This is a genomic window from Streptococcus sanguinis, assembly GCF_001078705.1.
GTDB lineage: Bacteria > Bacillota > Bacilli > Lactobacillales > Streptococcaceae > Streptococcus > Streptococcus sanguinis_D.
In genome coordinates this window covers 570,671-587,357 of the sequence record NZ_CDMW01000001.1, presented here as the reverse complement: position 1 = coordinate 587,357, position 16,687 = coordinate 570,671, and the positions used below count along the sequence as shown (strand labels likewise).

The 16,687-nt window shown below is 42.8% G+C and carries 15 protein-coding genes; 4 read left to right on the top strand and 11 right to left on the bottom strand.

Features of this window, described 5'->3' with window-relative positions; genetic code table 11:
• Positions 1-161 precede the first annotated feature (161 nt).
• The 8 genes from SSV_RS03145 to SSV_RS03110 all read right to left on the bottom strand — a co-directional run bounded on the left by SSV_RS03145 (position 162) and on the right by SSV_RS03110 (position 8,924).
• Positions 162-1,241: a serine hydrolase gene (locus SSV_RS03145; protein WP_072073653.1), complete on the bottom strand. Its 1,080-nt coding sequence runs from the start codon at positions 1,239-1,241 to the stop codon at positions 162-164.
• A 135-nt stretch (positions 1,242-1,376) separates the two neighbouring features.
• The gene (sodA, locus tag SSV_RS03140; RefSeq protein ID WP_002906995.1) at positions 1,377-1,982 is read right to left on the bottom strand and encodes a superoxide dismutase SodA; all 606 of its coding nucleotides are present in this window, start codon (positions 1,980-1,982) and stop codon (positions 1,377-1,379) included.
• Positions 1,983-2,044: 62 nt separating this feature from the next.
• Positions 2,045-3,091 carry a DNA polymerase III subunit delta gene (gene holA, locus SSV_RS03135; protein WP_072073652.1) on the bottom strand — a complete coding sequence of 349 codons (1,047 nt, stop codon included), beginning with the start codon at positions 3,089-3,091 and terminating at the stop codon, positions 2,045-2,047.
• A gap of 245 nt (positions 3,092-3,336) precedes the next feature.
• Positions 3,337-4,380 carry a DUF805 domain-containing protein gene (locus SSV_RS03130; protein ID WP_072073651.1) on the bottom strand — a complete coding sequence of 348 codons (1,044 nt, stop codon included), beginning with the start codon at positions 4,378-4,380 and terminating at the stop codon, positions 3,337-3,339.
• Positions 4,381-4,510: 130 nt separating this feature from the next.
• Complete coding sequence (locus SSV_RS03125) at positions 4,511-6,751, bottom strand: DNA internalization-related competence protein ComEC/Rec2 (protein WP_072073650.1); 2,241 nt, start codon at positions 6,749-6,751, stop codon at positions 4,511-4,513.
• The gene (locus SSV_RS03120; protein WP_072073649.1) at positions 6,735-7,415 is read right to left on the bottom strand and encodes a helix-hairpin-helix domain-containing protein; all 681 of its coding nucleotides are present in this window, start codon (positions 7,413-7,415) and stop codon (positions 6,735-6,737) included. The genes SSV_RS03125 and SSV_RS03120 overlap by 17 nt, the downstream gene beginning before the upstream one ends.
• Before the next feature lie 147 nt (positions 7,416-7,562).
• A complete protein-coding gene (locus SSV_RS03115; RefSeq protein WP_176693540.1) occupies positions 7,563-8,111 on the bottom strand; it encodes an HXXEE domain-containing protein in 549 nt (182 codons plus the stop codon).
• 72 nt (positions 8,112-8,183) lie between these two features.
• Positions 8,184-8,924: a lysophospholipid acyltransferase family protein gene (locus SSV_RS03110; protein WP_002900842.1), complete on the bottom strand. Its 741-nt coding sequence runs from the start codon at positions 8,922-8,924 to the stop codon at positions 8,184-8,186.
• 157 nt (positions 8,925-9,081) lie between these two features.
• Here SSV_RS03110 and SSV_RS03105 point away from each other — a divergent pair, with 157 nt between their 5' ends.
• The 4 genes from SSV_RS03105 (at position 9,082) to SSV_RS03090 (ending at position 13,409) form a co-directional block, all read left to right on the top strand.
• Positions 9,082-11,421: a cation-translocating P-type ATPase gene (locus tag SSV_RS03105; RefSeq protein WP_072073647.1), complete on the top strand. Its 2,340-nt coding sequence runs from the start codon at positions 9,082-9,084 to the stop codon at positions 11,419-11,421.
• Positions 11,422-11,550: 129 nt separating this feature from the next.
• On the top strand, positions 11,551-12,297 hold the full coding sequence (locus SSV_RS03100; protein ID WP_072073646.1) for a tRNA1(Val) (adenine(37)-N6)-methyltransferase: 747 nt from the start codon (positions 11,551-11,553) through the stop codon (positions 12,295-12,297).
• A complete protein-coding gene (locus tag SSV_RS03095; RefSeq protein ID WP_072073645.1) occupies positions 12,287-12,550 on the top strand; it encodes a GIY-YIG nuclease family protein in 264 nt (87 codons plus the stop codon). The genes SSV_RS03100 and SSV_RS03095 overlap by 11 nt, the downstream gene beginning before the upstream one ends.
• Positions 12,543-13,409 carry a DapH/DapD/GlmU-related protein gene (locus tag SSV_RS03090; protein WP_072073644.1) on the top strand — a complete coding sequence of 289 codons (867 nt, stop codon included), beginning with the start codon at positions 12,543-12,545 and terminating at the stop codon, positions 13,407-13,409. The genes SSV_RS03095 and SSV_RS03090 overlap by 8 nt, the downstream gene beginning before the upstream one ends.
• 44 nt (positions 13,410-13,453) lie before the next feature.
• Here the strand turns inward: SSV_RS03090 and SSV_RS03085 are convergent, their stop codons facing one another.
• The 3 genes from SSV_RS03085 to SSV_RS03075 all read right to left on the bottom strand — a co-directional run bounded on the left by SSV_RS03085 (position 13,454) and on the right by SSV_RS03075 (position 16,657).
• Positions 13,454-13,987, bottom strand: a complete 534-nt coding sequence (locus tag SSV_RS03085) for an isoprenylcysteine carboxyl methyltransferase family protein (RefSeq protein WP_072073643.1) — start codon at positions 13,985-13,987, stop codon at positions 13,454-13,456.
• A 183-nt stretch (positions 13,988-14,170) separates the two neighbouring features.
• Entirely contained in the window at positions 14,171-14,917 is a 747-nt protein-coding gene (locus tag SSV_RS03080) for a DeoR/GlpR family DNA-binding transcription regulator (RefSeq protein WP_002897983.1), read from the bottom strand.
• Positions 14,918-15,181: 264 nt separating this feature from the next.
• Positions 15,182-16,657: a PTS galactitol transporter subunit IIC gene (locus SSV_RS03075; protein ID WP_072073642.1), complete on the bottom strand. Its 1,476-nt coding sequence runs from the start codon at positions 16,655-16,657 to the stop codon at positions 15,182-15,184.
• Positions 16,658-16,687 lie beyond the last annotated feature (30 nt).

Sequence of the window (16,687 nt, the reverse complement as noted above, 5' to 3'; positions counted from 1 at the left end):
GATTATTTTCTAAATAGATTATACACCTTTCCCTTCTTTCTGTCAAATCTATTTCGAATTTTTTCTAAATAACTTTCAATCTTAAAATCATCAAGCTCTACTGCAACAAAAATACGCCCAGATTTTCATCTAAAGCGTATTGATTTGTGATTTCTATTAGATTAGTTCATATTAACCCGATGCCATTCATTGATGACGTAGGATAACTGACCAACTTGTTCAATTCCGACACCACTGATCTCATCACTGGCTTCGGTGCTGCCGCCCAGATAAGCCGTATAGAGAGCTATAATATAAGGCTTCTCTTCCATGACTAATGCATCCACATTGAGCGCCTCACGAACATATCCAGGCTTTTGATAGATGGTAATGTCACGCAGATAGCGCTTATAGTATTCACCTGGGAAGGATTCGCCTATATAATAAAGGATATCCTTGTACTTTTCCTGATTTTTAGACAAATACTCAAGGACCTGAATATAGTAGTCCGTTGTGGTCTTATTATTCTCCCGGCTGATCGTCTTAATATCCCCTTTGGACTGACCGTAGCGACTAAACATGTCATAGGCCTTTTCCATTCCGCCTAGACGCTCTGCTAAAGCGTAGGCTGGCGTATTTTCAGAATAAACTAAGGAATATTCCTGCATGTCTGATATTCTCATAGCACCGTTGAAAGCACCGACATAGTTATCATGCTCGCCCCTATATTCATAGTTTGTATTGGTAATATCAAACCGCTCGTCCATAGAAAGTTTGCCGGCAGAAACCTCATCTACTACCAGCATATTGAGAGGGAGCTTGTAGGTCGATCCCGCAGTCATAGGCTGGGTGTCATTCATGGCAAAGGTCTTACCAGTCGTCAAATCCTTATAGGAAAAGGCGACCTGGGAGGGTTCAATTCCCATTTCGGTCATATAAGCCTGGATGACCTGAGTCAAATCCAAATTTGCATAGTCAAATCGAAGCCCCAAGGCATCCATAGTCGGCCCATCCGCCTCCATGACCTTCTGCTTTTCCTCTGGACTTTTCTCAACAGGCTTCGGCTTTTCTTCAACTGGTTTGGAATTAGTCTTGACTTTCTCTTCTTCCTGTTCTTGCTCGCCAGACGTTGCAAGTTGGGCAGCCTCTTGTGCTTTCTTTTCAATGGCCTTATTTCGTTCGGTCACAAAAAGAAAGATGAAACCCAGCAGACAAAGACAAGAAAGGATAGCTACGATAATCGTTACAATTTTTTTACTCAAAACATTTCTCCTAGCATTTGTATTATAAAAAATTATGAGGAAAATAACAAGTCAAATCCAGAAAAAAGGTATTTTAAGCATTAAAAAAGGTAAATCTTTAATTGATTCACCTTTTTATATATTGAAACTGCCTGTTTATTTCGCAGCTGCGTAAAGTTGGTCAACCTTTTTCCAGTTAATAACTGAGAAGAAAGCTTGAATGTAATTCGGACGAAGATTGCGGTATTTCACATAGTAAGCATGTTCCCAAACATCCAGTCCCAAGATTGGAGTTTTACCTTCTGAAATAGGAGTATCCTGATTTGCTGTTGAGGTCACTTCCAACTTGCCTTCTTTATTGACAACCAACCAAGCCCAGCCAGAACCAAAACGAGTTGTAGCCGCTGCAGTGAAAGCCGCTTTAAAGTCTTCAAATGATCCAAAAGTAGCTTCGATATCTGCTGCCAACTCTGCAGATGGTGATGTTTCTGCTGGTGTCATCAATTCCCAGAAAAGAGCGTGGTTAAGATGACCACCACCGTTGTTGATGACTGCTTGGCGGATATCAGCTGGAATAGACTCCACATCAGCCAATAATTTTTCCAAGTCTTCACCGATTTCAGGATGTTTTTCAAGCGCAGCATTAACATTCGTTACATAGGTATTGTGGTGCTTGTCATGATGCAGGTGCATTGTTTCTTCATCGATGTAGGGCTCCAAAGCATCGTAAGCGTAAGGAAGATCAGGTAAGATAATTGCCATTTGATAGACCTCTTTTTCTATATGATTATAAAAATGATAACGCAATCATTAGAATTTTTCAACTATTTTGCTTGTAGCTCACCTGTCGCAATCTTGAGCAGAGCCAAATCAAACAGGTAATCTTTATCATACAGCCCCGACTTAATCTGAAAATCCGTTTCAATCAAACAGGCCATAGTCTTTTTAAGAAAGGCTAAACTCAGTGAGCGAGCATCCTTTAAGGCAAACTTGACTTGATAAGGATTGACCTTGCGGCCTAGATAATCGGACAAATCAGACACAATCTGACTCTCAGCTCTGCCATTTCCCGCTAAAACCTTAACCTGCGTAAAGATACGAAACTGCCCCAGCATAATAGCAATAAGCTTGATTTCATCCTCACCTTGAAGAGTCAAATCTCGTACCAAGCTTCTGGCCTCATCAATCTTCTGCTGCAAAATAAGCTGGGTCAGGTCAAAAATATTGTCCTGAAGAGTCTTGGGAATGGCCTCGGCAATGTCCTCTAAACCAATCTGACCGGACTCTTTATATCCTTTCAGAAAGGCTAAATTTTTACTGACTTCACTGAACTGAAAACCTGATTTCAGCAGCAACTGATCGAAAGCTGTCGGAGCAAATTGTAAGCCTTCTGCCTGCACTTCCTTGCTGAAATATGCCCGTAGATCTGCTTCCTTGAGTTCTGCAGCCTCAAAAATTTTCCCGTCCCGTTTCAGCAGTTTGACCAGACGGCGCTTGCTATCCAATTTGCCTTCTGCAAAGATAACCAGACGAGTTGTATGCGCTGGATTTTCCAGATAATTTTCAAAAGATTTGAGTTCTTCATCAGTCAGATACCGCTTCTTGGCTGTTGTCAAATCAGCAAAATGGTCCAAAATCACGATTTTTTCATCCGCAAAAAAAGGCAGACTGACCAAGTCCAACTCCACATCCTGATAGCTTACTTCTTTCATATCGAAAATAGCAGTGTTCAAATCGCCCGGTTGAAACTGAATTTGGCGGAGAAACTGTTCCTTCAACAACTCAAACTGCCCCAAATCATCCCCAGTCAAAATGGTCAAAGCAGGAAGATTGCTTGGCGTGATTTTTTTTATTTCCTCAATAGCTAACACAGAAAGTCTCCCCTGCTTTATATTTCTTGTCAATTTTTTTCATGTATTGATTGTAACAAAAAAGAGTCGGAAAGTCTGTTATTTTCTTTGCAAACAAAATCTAATTTTTGAGTATATCCGCTATATAAACTGTTAGTGACTTCATTTTTCTTTGTTATGAAAAGCAATCAATGCCTCGTTCTGTTAAAACTTTTCTGCGAGCCACATAGCAAAAAGAGCTGGAAAAATTCCAACTCTTTCTTTATTTATTCTTGGTTTTCAGTTGCATCATCTACACTGTTTTCAACTGGTGTAGAAGGTTGCTCCTCTTGAATTGGTGAAACAAAAGGATTATCCTCAACAGGTGCCTGAGTTCCAAAATCTTGAGGTGTTGACTGCTCAGGTGTTTCAGCGGTAAATGGATTTTGAACTGGTTCTGCTTGCTCCACTGCCTGGCTTTGATCAGAAACAGGTTGTTGTGGCTGTTGACCAAACTGCTGATCTTGGAAACCACCTTGTTGCGGCTGTTGGCCAAACTGTTGATTTTGAACTGGTTGTTGCGGTTGTTGACCAAATGGTTGGTTTTGGACAGGTTGCTGTGGCTGTTGACCAAATTGCTGACCTTGGAAACCACCTTGTTGCGGTTGTTGGCTAAATGGTTGATTTTGAACTGGTTGTTGTGATTGACCAAACTGTTGGCCTTGGAAACCACCTTGCTGCGATTGTTGGCCAAACTGTTGGCCTTGGAAACTGCCTTGTTGTGGTTGCTTTTCATAGTTCAAGCCTTGATTGTAAGACTGTTGACCAAACTGCTGACCTTGGAAGTTTTGCTGACCGTATGAATTGTTAGCCAACTCAGGCTTAGAACCTTGGCAAAGCAAAACAATCAAAGCAACACTACATGGAAAAGATACAAGAGCTGCAATGATATTTAGAACTGGAATAAACATGGCAATCGACGGACCAATACCCAAAAATAGGAAAGCCCAATGATAGCCCGCATCTCGCAGACGGCGAACAGTGATTGCCAAATTAGGCACAAGGACAGCCAGTCCATAAATTAGCACGATAAATAAGAAAATAACACCAAATCCTGCTCCAGCTAGATAGGGCGATGGATCAGGCTCGTATCCATAATTTGCATCTTGAGCTGCTGAAAGAATACTTCCCACAGCAGATACCCAAAAAATGATAACTAGCGGTGCAGTAACAATAACATGACACAATACTACCCACCAGTAGTCTGAACGACTGGAACGGCCTGAAAAATCGGCATAGCGTGTCCAGAATTTTTTATATGCAGCAAACATAGAATTCTCCTCTATAATTTTTTTATACCCATTATCTTATCACAAATGCATAAATAAATCAATATGACTTCCTGACTAAAGCTAAATGGACATGAGAACAAAGTATCAGTTGGTATCTTTAGCGCAGACATCAACGAACCGTTTCAATCCTCCAAGAATTCCAACCAGTCAACCGAATGGCCCCCTGCTGGTCAGTTCGATAGATGGCTGTATTAAACTTCTCAAATCTTTGCAAAGTTTCCTGATGCGGATGTCGATAACGATTATTCTGGCCAGCTGATATCAAGGCTAGTTTCGGCTGAATTTGCTCTAAAAACTCTGGACTGGAAGAGCCTTTGGAGCCATGATGCCCTGCTTTTAAGACATCTGCTTTCAGCTGAGGAAATCGCTGCAGCAGTTCAGTTTCTCCTTGCCTTTCCAAATCACCTGTAAACAAAAATTTTGTCTGAAAGAACTCCCCATAGAGTACAATCGAATCATCATTTCCACCGTCGCCTGTCCCACTAGGATAGAGAACCTGCAAAGCCGAGTCAAATACCGGAATCTCATCGCCCACTTCTACGGCATGGACAGAAGTTTCTATCTGCTCCAGTTTTTGAACAAAATCAGGCTGAGTCAGACTTCCTTTGGAAACATAGATTTCCTTGATGGAAAAATGCTTAGCCACCTCCAGCATATCACCCATGTGGTCGGTATCGGTATGAGTCAGGACCAATACATCCAGACTAGCAACTCCACGACTTTTGAGATAGGGAATCAAGGTCTTTTCTGCATTGGATGAAGTCTGTCGCTCCTGCCAAGCCTCCTTCTTTCCTATCTCGACTCGTCCTCCAACATCAATCAAAATCGTTCTGCCCTGCCAGTCTCTGAGAAAAATGCTATCACCTTGACCAATATCCACCACTGTAATCTCATTTTGCAGCGGATGCTTTGTTAGGAAAAATAAGAGAAGAGCTAGGAAACTAAAAGACAAAAGCCAGCTTTTCTTTCTTCGAAAGTCATAGATTAAAGCCAAAACTAAAAGGAGGGCAACAAGTAGCCAGAGGTTGGGCTTCCCAAAAATCAAAGGACGCGGAGCAAAATCAGCTACCCAACGAATCACATCTTCTAGCAATTCAAAGAAAAAATTGACTTGAGTGATTTTTAAAAGTGGTGACAAAATAAAAATGAGGGTTAACCCTGGCAGCATTAGCAGGTCAAAGAGTAGTGAAAATAGAAAAGTTAAAAGCACGGACCAAGGCTGAAATTCTGCAAAATAGTAGATTAGTATAGGCAAAATCCCCAATGAAATAGTCAGACTTTCCGCTAAAAGTTTCCGAATCGGTGGCAACTTTTCAAAATCCATCATAGAAATCAAAAAGGCATAGGCACAGGACAAGACACCGCCTGCTGTCAGAAGGAAATTGGGCATGAGGATAAAGAGAAGCATCAGTGTCAGAGCAAAATTATCTAATCTGGTCAGTCCTTGCTGGGCCAACAACTTCTGAACTAAGCTTCTGACGACAGAAACAGAAAAGCCCGTCAGTCCAGCATAGATAAATGAAAAAGGCAGCTGCAAGGCGTTTACTGTCTCCCTCTTCATCCCCAAACGTAGAAGAATTTTGCGAAAACCGTCCAAAAAGAATCCTACCTGCATACCAGACAAGGCAAACAAATGGATGATACCCAAGCTAGAATAGAGGTCACTCATTTCCGCAAACTCCGTATCCAAGTCACCAAATAAGAGTCCAGTCATGTAATGGCTCATCGGACTAGGAAAATTATTTCTAATATAGACCAGCGCTTTTCTGCGCAAGACAGACAGCCAATCGAGTGGATTAAGGCTGGAAATTGGTCTTAGTGACTGAATCTTATTGATTTTTAAGGTACGATAAATCCCCTGACTCTTTAAATAAGCCTGATAGTTAAAGCCCGAAAAATTTCGTTGCTGCTGGGCCTGTTCAAACTCTGCTTCAATATCAAGGACGACCAAATCTGTCAGTTGCTGAAAAGCTTCCTTTTCACTGGCTGATTTGATCTTGTAGAAGACTTGATAAAGCCGACCGTCCGTTTGCCCTCGAAAGGATAGGGAATCTCCATTGACTTTGATCGTATCCGGCAAGACCTGAACCGAGCTAGCTGAAGGAGGTTCCTGCCTAAAGGCCTGCTCTGCTATTTCCCGACGAAGCAAGAAAAAGAGGGCAAAAAGGGACAGGAATGCCAAAGCAGCTAGACTTTTCTTGAGAGGATAGCTGAAAAAGAGACGAAGTAGAAGGACACCCAACCCAAAATAAGCCAAGGAACTGCCACAATAGACTGCAAAATAGGCCCATACAAGGATGAAAGCCAGATAGATTGGGGCGATAGGTAGCTTTTTAATCCACTGTGACATATTCTTTCAGCTTTTCTAAGGTCTTATCTCCAATACCTGACACCTTTTTCAGATCATCTACTGACTTAAAGCGGCCACTGCTTTCGCGGTAGGCGATGATGTCAGAAGCCCGCTTCTGTCCGATGCCTGAAATAGTCTGCAGTTCAGCCTCTGTCGCCGTATTTAGATTGAGCTTGTCCGACTTTCCAGCACTGGCACCAGCAGAATCAGAAGCTCCTGCTTGATGCTGGCCCCCCTGTGTGACATCGGCTCCTTCTTCACCAATCTTTGCCACATAGACTACTGCTTCATCCGTTAATTTTTGCGCCTGATTGATTGACTTAGCTTCGGCGTCTGCTGTCAATCCGCCAGCTTTTTGGATAGCTTCATGGACTCTCGCTCCCGCTCTCAGCTCATAGACACCAGGATTCTTAACTGCGCCTTTAATATCCACAGTGACTTGCTCACTCTCCTCTTCGTCCGCCTTATCCTTAGAGGCAATCTTTTCGATCTCTTCATCAGCTGAGCTGGATGAGGAAATTATTTCTTGGCTCAAGGCTGCTACCTGATTTTGCGGCTGGTGATTTCCTTTGATAAGGAAAAAGCCACCTAGCATAGCGCCAATTACTGCCAGACCAACAAAGAGCTTGTATTCTTTAAGCTTCTCAATGATTTCTTCAAGCATATTTTTCTCCTTTGTCTTTTTATTCGTAAAACATTCAAAAAAATAAAACAAGCCGAGAATATTTTCAGCTTGTCATATTTTAAAATCTTTATTTTGCAAGTAGTCGTATAGATAGAAGGGGCATTGATGAAAATAGGAGCTGTAAAATCAATTTGCTTTGCTTATCCTGTATATCCAAGCTTCTAACTTATGAGCTCTGCTATGTAAAAAAGCCAGATTTGCCAAAAGAAAAGCCATCACAAGCGCGCTTAGAATCAGAAGCAGCGGCCAAGAAACTGAATGCTGACTCAGATAAAGGACCAAGACTAAGATGAACATAGGAAAAGTTGTCAATGCTGTGAAGCCGCCCGGTACCCAGCGACGAAAGCGAAATACTTGCATGATATGGGCCAACAGATGGAGAGTATGACAGAAGCCAATAGCCAAAGCTAGCTCGGGAATGCGAAATAGAATCGCAAGCAGTAAGAGAATAAAAGCCAGTAGAAATTCCTCCGCAATCATCAGAGCAATGCTTTCAGCAGAAAGATAACTTCCTCTTCTGGCAATGAACATCTCCTTTTGATAGTCTTGATGGTCTTGATTCTGAGAAATCCAAGGCCGAACCAGGATAATCTCATCAAACTCGTGCAGCATGAAAAGCGATAAGGTTACAAAAGATAAAAAAGCAAGAGACATAGTATCCTCCTTATAAAACATACCTACATTATAACTCACTCACATACAAAAATCAGCTCCCAAGCAAGATTGCTCAGCAAGCTGATTAGTATCTTATTTTCTGTGCTTATCCGGATCCCAGACAAAGCTAGCAAAAAAGCTGAAAATGATGGTCAAAATTCCAATCAAAATAGCAGGAATAAAGACAAAGGCACGTAAAATCCGTAAGAAAATATTGCCTTTCTTTTGTGTCTGGTAAGGTGCTACTTCAGCATCCAGACGGTCAAATTCCGCATGAACACGGCGGGCCACTTCCTCAACTCCCTCATCATTCATCTTCTTAATGTCTGAAATATCAATGGGATTACCAAAATTCATATCCACGCGCTCCCCAGCTGCCAAGCCTTTGAGGCTCATGGGACCAGCATAGACTACTGGCATGATACGGACCTTAGCCATCTTAGCAATCACTGCTACTCCTCCCTTGACATCCGTAGAATGGCGACTGCCGCTTGGGAACATAATCAGGGAACGATTGCTCTTTTTCAGCATATTGACAGGATATTTGATAGCTGACGGACCAGGATTTTCCCGGTCGATAGGAAAGGCACCACACATGCGAATCCACCAGCCGAACACGCGATTTTCAAAGAGCTGTTTCTTGGCCATAAAAATGAACTGCTTGGGCTTGGTCGCAAAAGCCATGTAAACTGGATCCCACCATGTCCGGTGAGGGGCCACCAAGATATAATTTTCATCTTTTGAAGGAATCTTTTCTTTATTGTGATAATGCGCATTTCCGTTCAAGGTCCACAGGATAAAAATCACTAAACCTCGCAAATAGGTATAAAACATAAACTCTCCTTATTTCAAACTGTGATTGTACTTGAAATTTATTACATCCTTTCCCATTATACCCTATACCCTTATAGTCTGCAATATTTTTCCAAACTTTGGCTGTAACAGCTGATTCTGATAGCCATTTCCACAAAAAAATGGTATCATTAATCTCATGAACAAGAAAGAATTAATCGGTTTAAACCAAACCCAAGTAGATGAAAAGATTTCGCAGGGCTTGACCAACGATTTTACAAGTGACACCAGTACTAGTAACTGGCAAATCGTTAAGCGGAATGTTTTCACCCTTTTTAATGCCCTTAACTTTGTTATTGCTGTAGCCTTGGTCTCTGTCCAAGCCTGGAGCAATCTGGTCTTCTTTGCTGTTATCAGCTTTAACGCTGTCACTGGTATTATTACGGAACTGCGAGCCAAACGCATGATTGACAAGCTCAATCTTGTCAGCCGAGAGCTGGTCACAGTCATCCGTGACGGACTGGAAGTCAAGATTCAGCCAGAAGAAATTGTACTGGGCGATCTGATCAAGCTGTCAGCCGGCGAGCAAATTCCCAGTGACGCCCGTGTGGTAGAGGGTGTTGCCGAAGCCAATGAAGCCATGCTGACAGGGGAAAGTGACTTGGTTCTCAAGGAAGAAGGCGCCGAGCTGCTGTCTGGTAGCTTTCTGGCCAGTGGGCAGATTTATGCTGAGGTGCACCATGTCGGCGCAGATAACTATGCCAACAAGCTCATGACTGAGGCTAAAACACTCAAGCCTATCAACTCGCGCATTCTATACAATCTTGCGAAAATTTCCCGTTTTACCGGAAAAATCATCATTCCTTTCGGATTGGCTCTCTTCTTTGAAGCCCTGATGATAAAGGGACTGCCTGTCAAGAACTCTGTCATTACCAGCTCGACAGCTCTTTTGGGTATGCTACCTAAGGGAATCGCCCTGCTGACAGTTACGTCACTCCTGACAGCTGTCATCAAGCTAGGCATGCGCAAGGTTCTTGTTCAGGAAATGTATTCAGTTGAAACTCTGGCTCGAGTGGATACTCTCTGCCTGGACAAGACCGGTACAATTACCCAAGGTAAGATGACCGTTGAAGCCTTGCATAGCCTGTCAGATAAGTTTTCTGATGAGACAGTCGGTCAAATCTTAGCAGCCTACATCCAAACCAGCGAGGATAATAACCCAACAGCTCAGGCTATCCGCAAGGGATACGGCCACCTGGAGCACACCTATACTAGCGACAATGTCATCCCATTTTCTAGTGACCGAAAATGGGGCGCAATGCATTTATCCAGTGTCGGAACTATCTTTCTAGGAGCGCCTGAAATGCTGCTGGACAGTAATCCTGCAGCTGTTGGAGAGGCCCAAAAACGTGGATCGCGGGTTTTGGTACTGGCTCACAGCGACCAAGTGCTAGACAAACACAGTATCCAACTGCCTGAAGATATGACCGCTCTGGCTGTTCTGGAAATCACTGACCCTATTCGGGAGGGAGCAGCCGAGACACTGGACTACCTGCGCTCTCAGGATGTTGATCTGAAAATCATCTCTGGTGACAATCCTGTGACCGTTTCCCATATCGCGAGCCAGGCTGGATTTGCCAACTACGACAGCTACATCGACTGCTCTAAAATCAACGATCAAGATCTGGTTGAGCAAGCAGAAGAAACAGCCATCTTTGGCCGTGTTTCTCCTCATCAGAAGAAGCTGCTCATCCAGACTCTTAAAGCCGCTGGTCGGACAACAGCTATGACCGGAGATGGGGTTAATGATATCTTGGCCTTACGTGAAGCTGACTGCTCCATCGTCATGGCGGAGGGCGACCCCGCAACTCGGCAAATTGCCAACTTGGTCCTTCTTAACTCCGACTTTAACGATGTCCCTGAGATTCTTTTTGAAGGCCGCCGGGTCGTTAACAATATCGGCCGGATTGCTCCGATTTTCTTTATCAAGACCATCTATTCTTTCATCCTGGCTATCATCTGTATCGCCAGTATCCTGCTAGGAAAATCTGAATACCTCTTGATTTTCCCATTCATCCCGATTCAAATCACCTTGATTGACCAGTTTGTCGAAGGTTTCCCACCCTTTGTCCTCACCTTTGAGCGCAATATTAAGCCGGTTGAAAAGCACTTCCTCAAACGCTCCCTGCAGCTGGCTCTGCCAAGCTCCCTCATGATTGTCTTCAGCGTGCTATTTGTCCGCATCTGGGGCAGCAGTCATGGCTGGAGCGATATAGAAATGGCAACCTTGACCTACTACTTGCTAGGCAGCATCAGCTTCCTGTCCGTCATTAGGGCCTGTCTGCCACTCAACCTCTGGCGCAGCCTGCTCATTATCTTTTCTGTCTTTGGCTTTTATCTATCAGCCTTTGTCCTGCAGCACCTTTTGGAAATTGCAACGCTGACAGCCGCAACTTTGCCAGTCTATCTGATTCTCATGGTTGTTTTCGGACTTGTCTTTGTTGCCTGCACCATCAAGCAGAAATACAGATTTGATTAAGGGCTAGCTAAAAAAGAATTATCATTAAAGCTCATGGAAACATGCGAGAGCCCTCGCATGTTTTTTTGATTGTGCAAAAACTTCCCATATCCCTTTGGAATCCTTCCTAAATCATGCTATAATTGACTTATGAACGAAGCAAAACTAAAAGACGGAGAACGAGTCAACCAGCTCTTTTCAACGGATGTCAAGATTATCCAAAACAGTGAGGTCTTCAGCTATTCGGTAGACAGCGTGCTGCTTTCCCGCTTTCCCAAGCTACCCCAGCGGGGTCTAATCGTCGATCTCTGTGCTGGAAATGGCGCTGTTGGACTTTTTGCCAGCACTCGCACCAAGGCCAAGATTCTAGCAGTCGAGATCCAGGAACGTTTGGCTGACATGGCCGAGCGCTCCATTGAGCTCAATGATTTAACCCAGCAAATGCAGGTTATTCAGGACGATCTGAAAAACCTAGGACGCTATATCACTGGCAGCAAGGTTGATATGATTCTCTGCAATCCTCCATATTTCAAGGTTGATAAGCAATCCAATCTAAACGAAAGCCAGCACTACCTTTTAGCCCGCCACGAAATCTCAACCAATCTGGAAGAAATTTGCAAGATTGCCCAACGAGTCCTCAAATCCAATGGTCGGTTGGCCATGGTTCATCGACCAGAGCGCTTTTTGGATATTTTAGATACCATGCAAGCCCACAACCTGGCTCCCAAGCGCATCCAGTTTGTCTATCCAAAGCTGGGTAAAGAGGCCAATATGCTGCTTATCGAAGCGATTAAAGATGGTTCGCGCGACGGACTCAAAATTCTGCCTCCTCTCTTTATTCACAATCAGGACGGCACCTACACTCCAGAGATTCACGAGATCTACTATGGAAAATAAAGCCTATATGTATGTACTTGAATGCGGGGACGGCTCCCTCTATACCGGCTACACAACAGATGTTCAAGCCCGACTTAAAAAGCATCAAGCTGGCAAAGGAGCCAAGTACACCCGCGCTCGGTTGCCTGTCGCCTTACTTTACCAAGAAGAACACCCTAATAAACCAGCTGCCATGTCGGCTGAAGCACTCTTTAAAAAGAAAACTAGACAAGCCAAACTGGCTTACATCAAAGAAAGGACTCAACATGCCTGAAATCCAGTTTAAAGGCGACTTTCATCATATCGAAATGTCCCCAGACAGCCAGCTTGATATCGATCAAGATGTCATCTTCCAATCTTTCACCAGTCTCTATGTAGCAAGCGGGGCACAACTCAAGCTAGGAACCCGAGTTTTCTTTAACGATCACTGCACTGTCCGCTGTCAGCACTCTATCGAAATCGGGAAAGACACCATGTTTGGCGATGGAGTTCGCATTTTTGACCATAATCATCAGTATTCTAATTACCATATTGAAAAGATTGATTATAGTGTTGCGCCAGTCAAGATTGGAGCTAACTGCTGGATTGGGGCCAATACTGTGATTCTCAAAGGTGTGACCATTGGTGATAATGTCATCATTGGAGCCAACAGCTTGATTTTCCAGGATATTCCCAGCAACTCTATCGCTATGAGCAAGGAAGAGCTTATCATCAAGGAGCGTCCACAGGGCAATTTCCATGCCTTTACTCTGACAGCTTCTGATACCTTGGAACAGCTGGCCTATTTAGCAGAAAATCTGCCAGACTTGGAATTTCACATAGCTGCTAAGACCAGTATTTCTCCTTACTTGGCCAGCTTTAAGGACTATCCCAATATCAACCTCTACACCAATATTCACCAGGATGACTTTATAGAAGATTTGCTTGATAGGGCGGATATTTACTTGGATATCAATCACTGGGGAGAGGTAGACCAAATTGTCCAAAGGGCTATCAGCAAGGGTAAGCCAGTTTTGGCTTTCAGCCAAACTGCCCACCAGCCTGAAGAAAATAGTTTACTTTTTGAAGCGAGCCAACCCCAGCAAATGGCTGATGAAATACGAAAATTCATGCAAGAAAAGTCTAGGACATAAAGATCCTAGACTTTCTTTTGCAATCGATATGAATTTTATAAACTTTATTCGCCAACAATCCCATTTGGAATGATAACTTCCTTGAGTAACTGCTCTTCTTCCTTGATACGGACATAGAGTGTGATACAGTAAAGCGGGAATAGGATGAACAGAGAAAAGTAAGCATGACTGAGCAGGGCCAAACCCACCAATTCTGGAACAACATTCAGGAAATAATTAGGATGTTTGACATTGCGAAAGAGCCAGTGGTCAACAAATTTATGATCCTTAACCAGCATGAGCTTGATGGTCCAAACTGGTCCCAAAAGCTTGGCAACAAGGTAGAGCATAAACATAGAAAATAGTAGCAAAACAGCTCCCAGCAAGCTCAATAAATCAAAAGTCGGCTTTCTGAGCAGCAGCTCCAGCAGACAGGTTGCATAAAATAGCATGTGCAGATACTTCATGATAGTTGAATTTTTCACTCCATACTCCATGCCACCTTTAGCCAGAATATCTTGCTCATTTTGAGAGGATTTCCTCAAAAACACCAAACGAAAAAGCGACACTGCCGCAAAAATCACTATAATGATTGTCATAAGACCTCCTAAAATTTAATAATACATTTTATTATATAAGGAATTCCACAGCAAAGTCAAGACTGTTGTTTACAAAAATCGACCAAGATATAAAAAAGCTGAGACTAGCATTTCTAGACAACATCCCAGTCACAGCCTCTATAAAATATTTATTTGAAGCAAGTTTTTCTCATCGGTCAGATATCACAGAATTTCAACATAGGTGCTGTATTTTTCCTTGACTTTCGGAGCGATATTATCGTCCGTCACAACTGCACTGAGGTTGTCCAGCCGGTAAAAAGAATAGAAAGAATAACTGTCAAACTTGCTGTTATCAGCTACAATGTATTTGCTGATGGCATTGTTAAGGATAATCGCGTCGCCGTTGCCTTCCTCTTCATTGCTGGTGGTAACATTATGACCGTCAATGCCATTCGCCCCAATAAAGGCCTTAGAAACCTTGATTTCTTTCAAAAGATTATTAGCAAACTGACCGACAAAGGTTTGCGTCTTAGCCCGATAGCGGCCTCCAATCAGAATTAAATCTAAATTGGCTCTTTCTTTTAACTTTTCAAAAATTGGCAGCGAATTAGTGACAATGCTGATATTCTTGCCATCCAAATAGTCTCCGATAAAATCCGTTGTGGTGCCTGACCCAATAAAGACCGTATCCCCGTCAGCAATCAAATCCGCACATTTACGGGCAATCTGCTTCTTCTCCTCAACATTCAGCATTTGCTTTTCTGAGTGGGAAATCTCGTTGAGAGCATTTTTGACCTTCTTATGGGCTCCGCCATGAACACGGGTCAGCATGCCCTGCTTCTCCAAATCAATCAAATCCCGACGGATGGTCATATCCGTGACGCCCAGCATTTCTTTGAGGTTTTTAACAGCAACCACACCTGTTTGATCCAGTTCTTGCAGAATGATTCTATGTCTACTTTCTTTCATTTTACATTCTCCTTTTGCTCCTGAATTTCTTACAGACTCACCTTCACCTTATTATACAACAGTTCCAGCATATAAACAAAGATTTGTGAATTTTTTTATTTTAAATAGCTGATATGTTGAATTTAAACCTTTAAATTAGTTAATTAGTACCATTTAATCTGTTCTACAACAAGAAAACTAGACTTTATCTATATCAGCCTAGTTTTCTTCGCTTGACTATTTGTTTTTATGGCTTACTTTATATTTTATTCTAGCCACAAGCTTTTATTTTTCCTTTGCAGCGTAGGCTTCGTTACGTTTGATCATTTGTTTTCTATACCAAGCAAAGATTCCTACATAAGCTCCCAAGAAGATAACTGCACCGATGATTGCTTTGATATCACCAGTTGTAGTATTACCGATAGTCCAGCCTAGCAGCTTCTCAATCGGCCCTTCAAGCGTAGAGTGAGTGATTAATTGCGATTTGCTGACTCCTTCAGGGAAGGCACCAACACCTTTAGCAAGTTCTGTTGCGAATGGTGCAATCAGAGTCCCTGACAACAGGAAGAGCGGAAGCAAAAGACTTCCAAACACAATCATACGTAAAAGTTTGCCACGTGTAACTACCAAGAGCGCTGGAGTTACACCCATTGCAATGATCCCAGCCAGCGGTAGGATACCATTCCCTAATTTAGAAAGAAGAACTGCTTCAATCAGCATAATTGGTGCAAGTACGTTTGCACAAGCCCAGATTTCTGCACGACCAGCGATAAAAGGCCAGTCCAAACCGATATTGAATTTACGTCCTTGCAAACGTTTTGTAGCAACGTTTGTAATACCTTGTGAAAGTGGTTCTACAGCTGCAATGAACCATGAACCAATCAATGAGAACAATTCCAAGCAGACACCGGCAGTCAAACCTAGAGTCAGCCAACCTTTAATGACTAATTGCCAAGTGTTTGCATCTTCTGCACCTGCTACAGGGTGTGGAGTTCCCATAAAACCAATGACCACACCGAGAAGGAAACCGATAAAGAACTTAGAGCCCCAGAAACCGATCTTTTTATTCAGAGCCGCAGCATCAAAGTCATACTTATCTAACCAAGGGAAAAATTTATCAAAAATCTTATCCAAAACCATGATGACAGGATTCATCATATAGTTCATGTGAGTAGACGTCATCGGAGATGAACTTGGCGCATTCAAAAGATCATCAAATGTTGGCTTCATCAAGTCTGAGTTGATGATTTTCAAAACACCGACTAGGACAACTGCCGCAGTCGCAATCAGTAGTGATACAGTTGGACTCACATGATTGTTATCCGCATACCACTTAATTAGTAGTCCAGTGATGGACAAGTGCCAAATATCAAAGATGTCAACATCCAGTGTATCGGTCTTTTTCATAACCAGCATAACGACATTGACAATCAGCATGATAAGCAAGAAGTACAAGGTCCATGGAGAACCCCAAGTAATCGTTGCTAAAGGAGCCCAGCCAACATCTGTGATGTTAAGCTGAATGCCTGTATTTTCAACGAATTTTGCAAGTGAAGCTGAGAAAGCTCCATTCAGCATACCGATGATGGCCCCGATACCCGTCAAAGCGATGGCTAGCTTAATACCACCCTCCAAAGCTTTGGAAAATTTTACACCAAATAACAGAGCCAAGACAGTCAAGATAATCAGCATGACTATCGGGCCGCCCATTTTTATAATGGGATCAAAGAACTTATTCGCTATATCAATAATAGCATTCATAACAAAACCTCCTGGTTTAACCTTTTATAA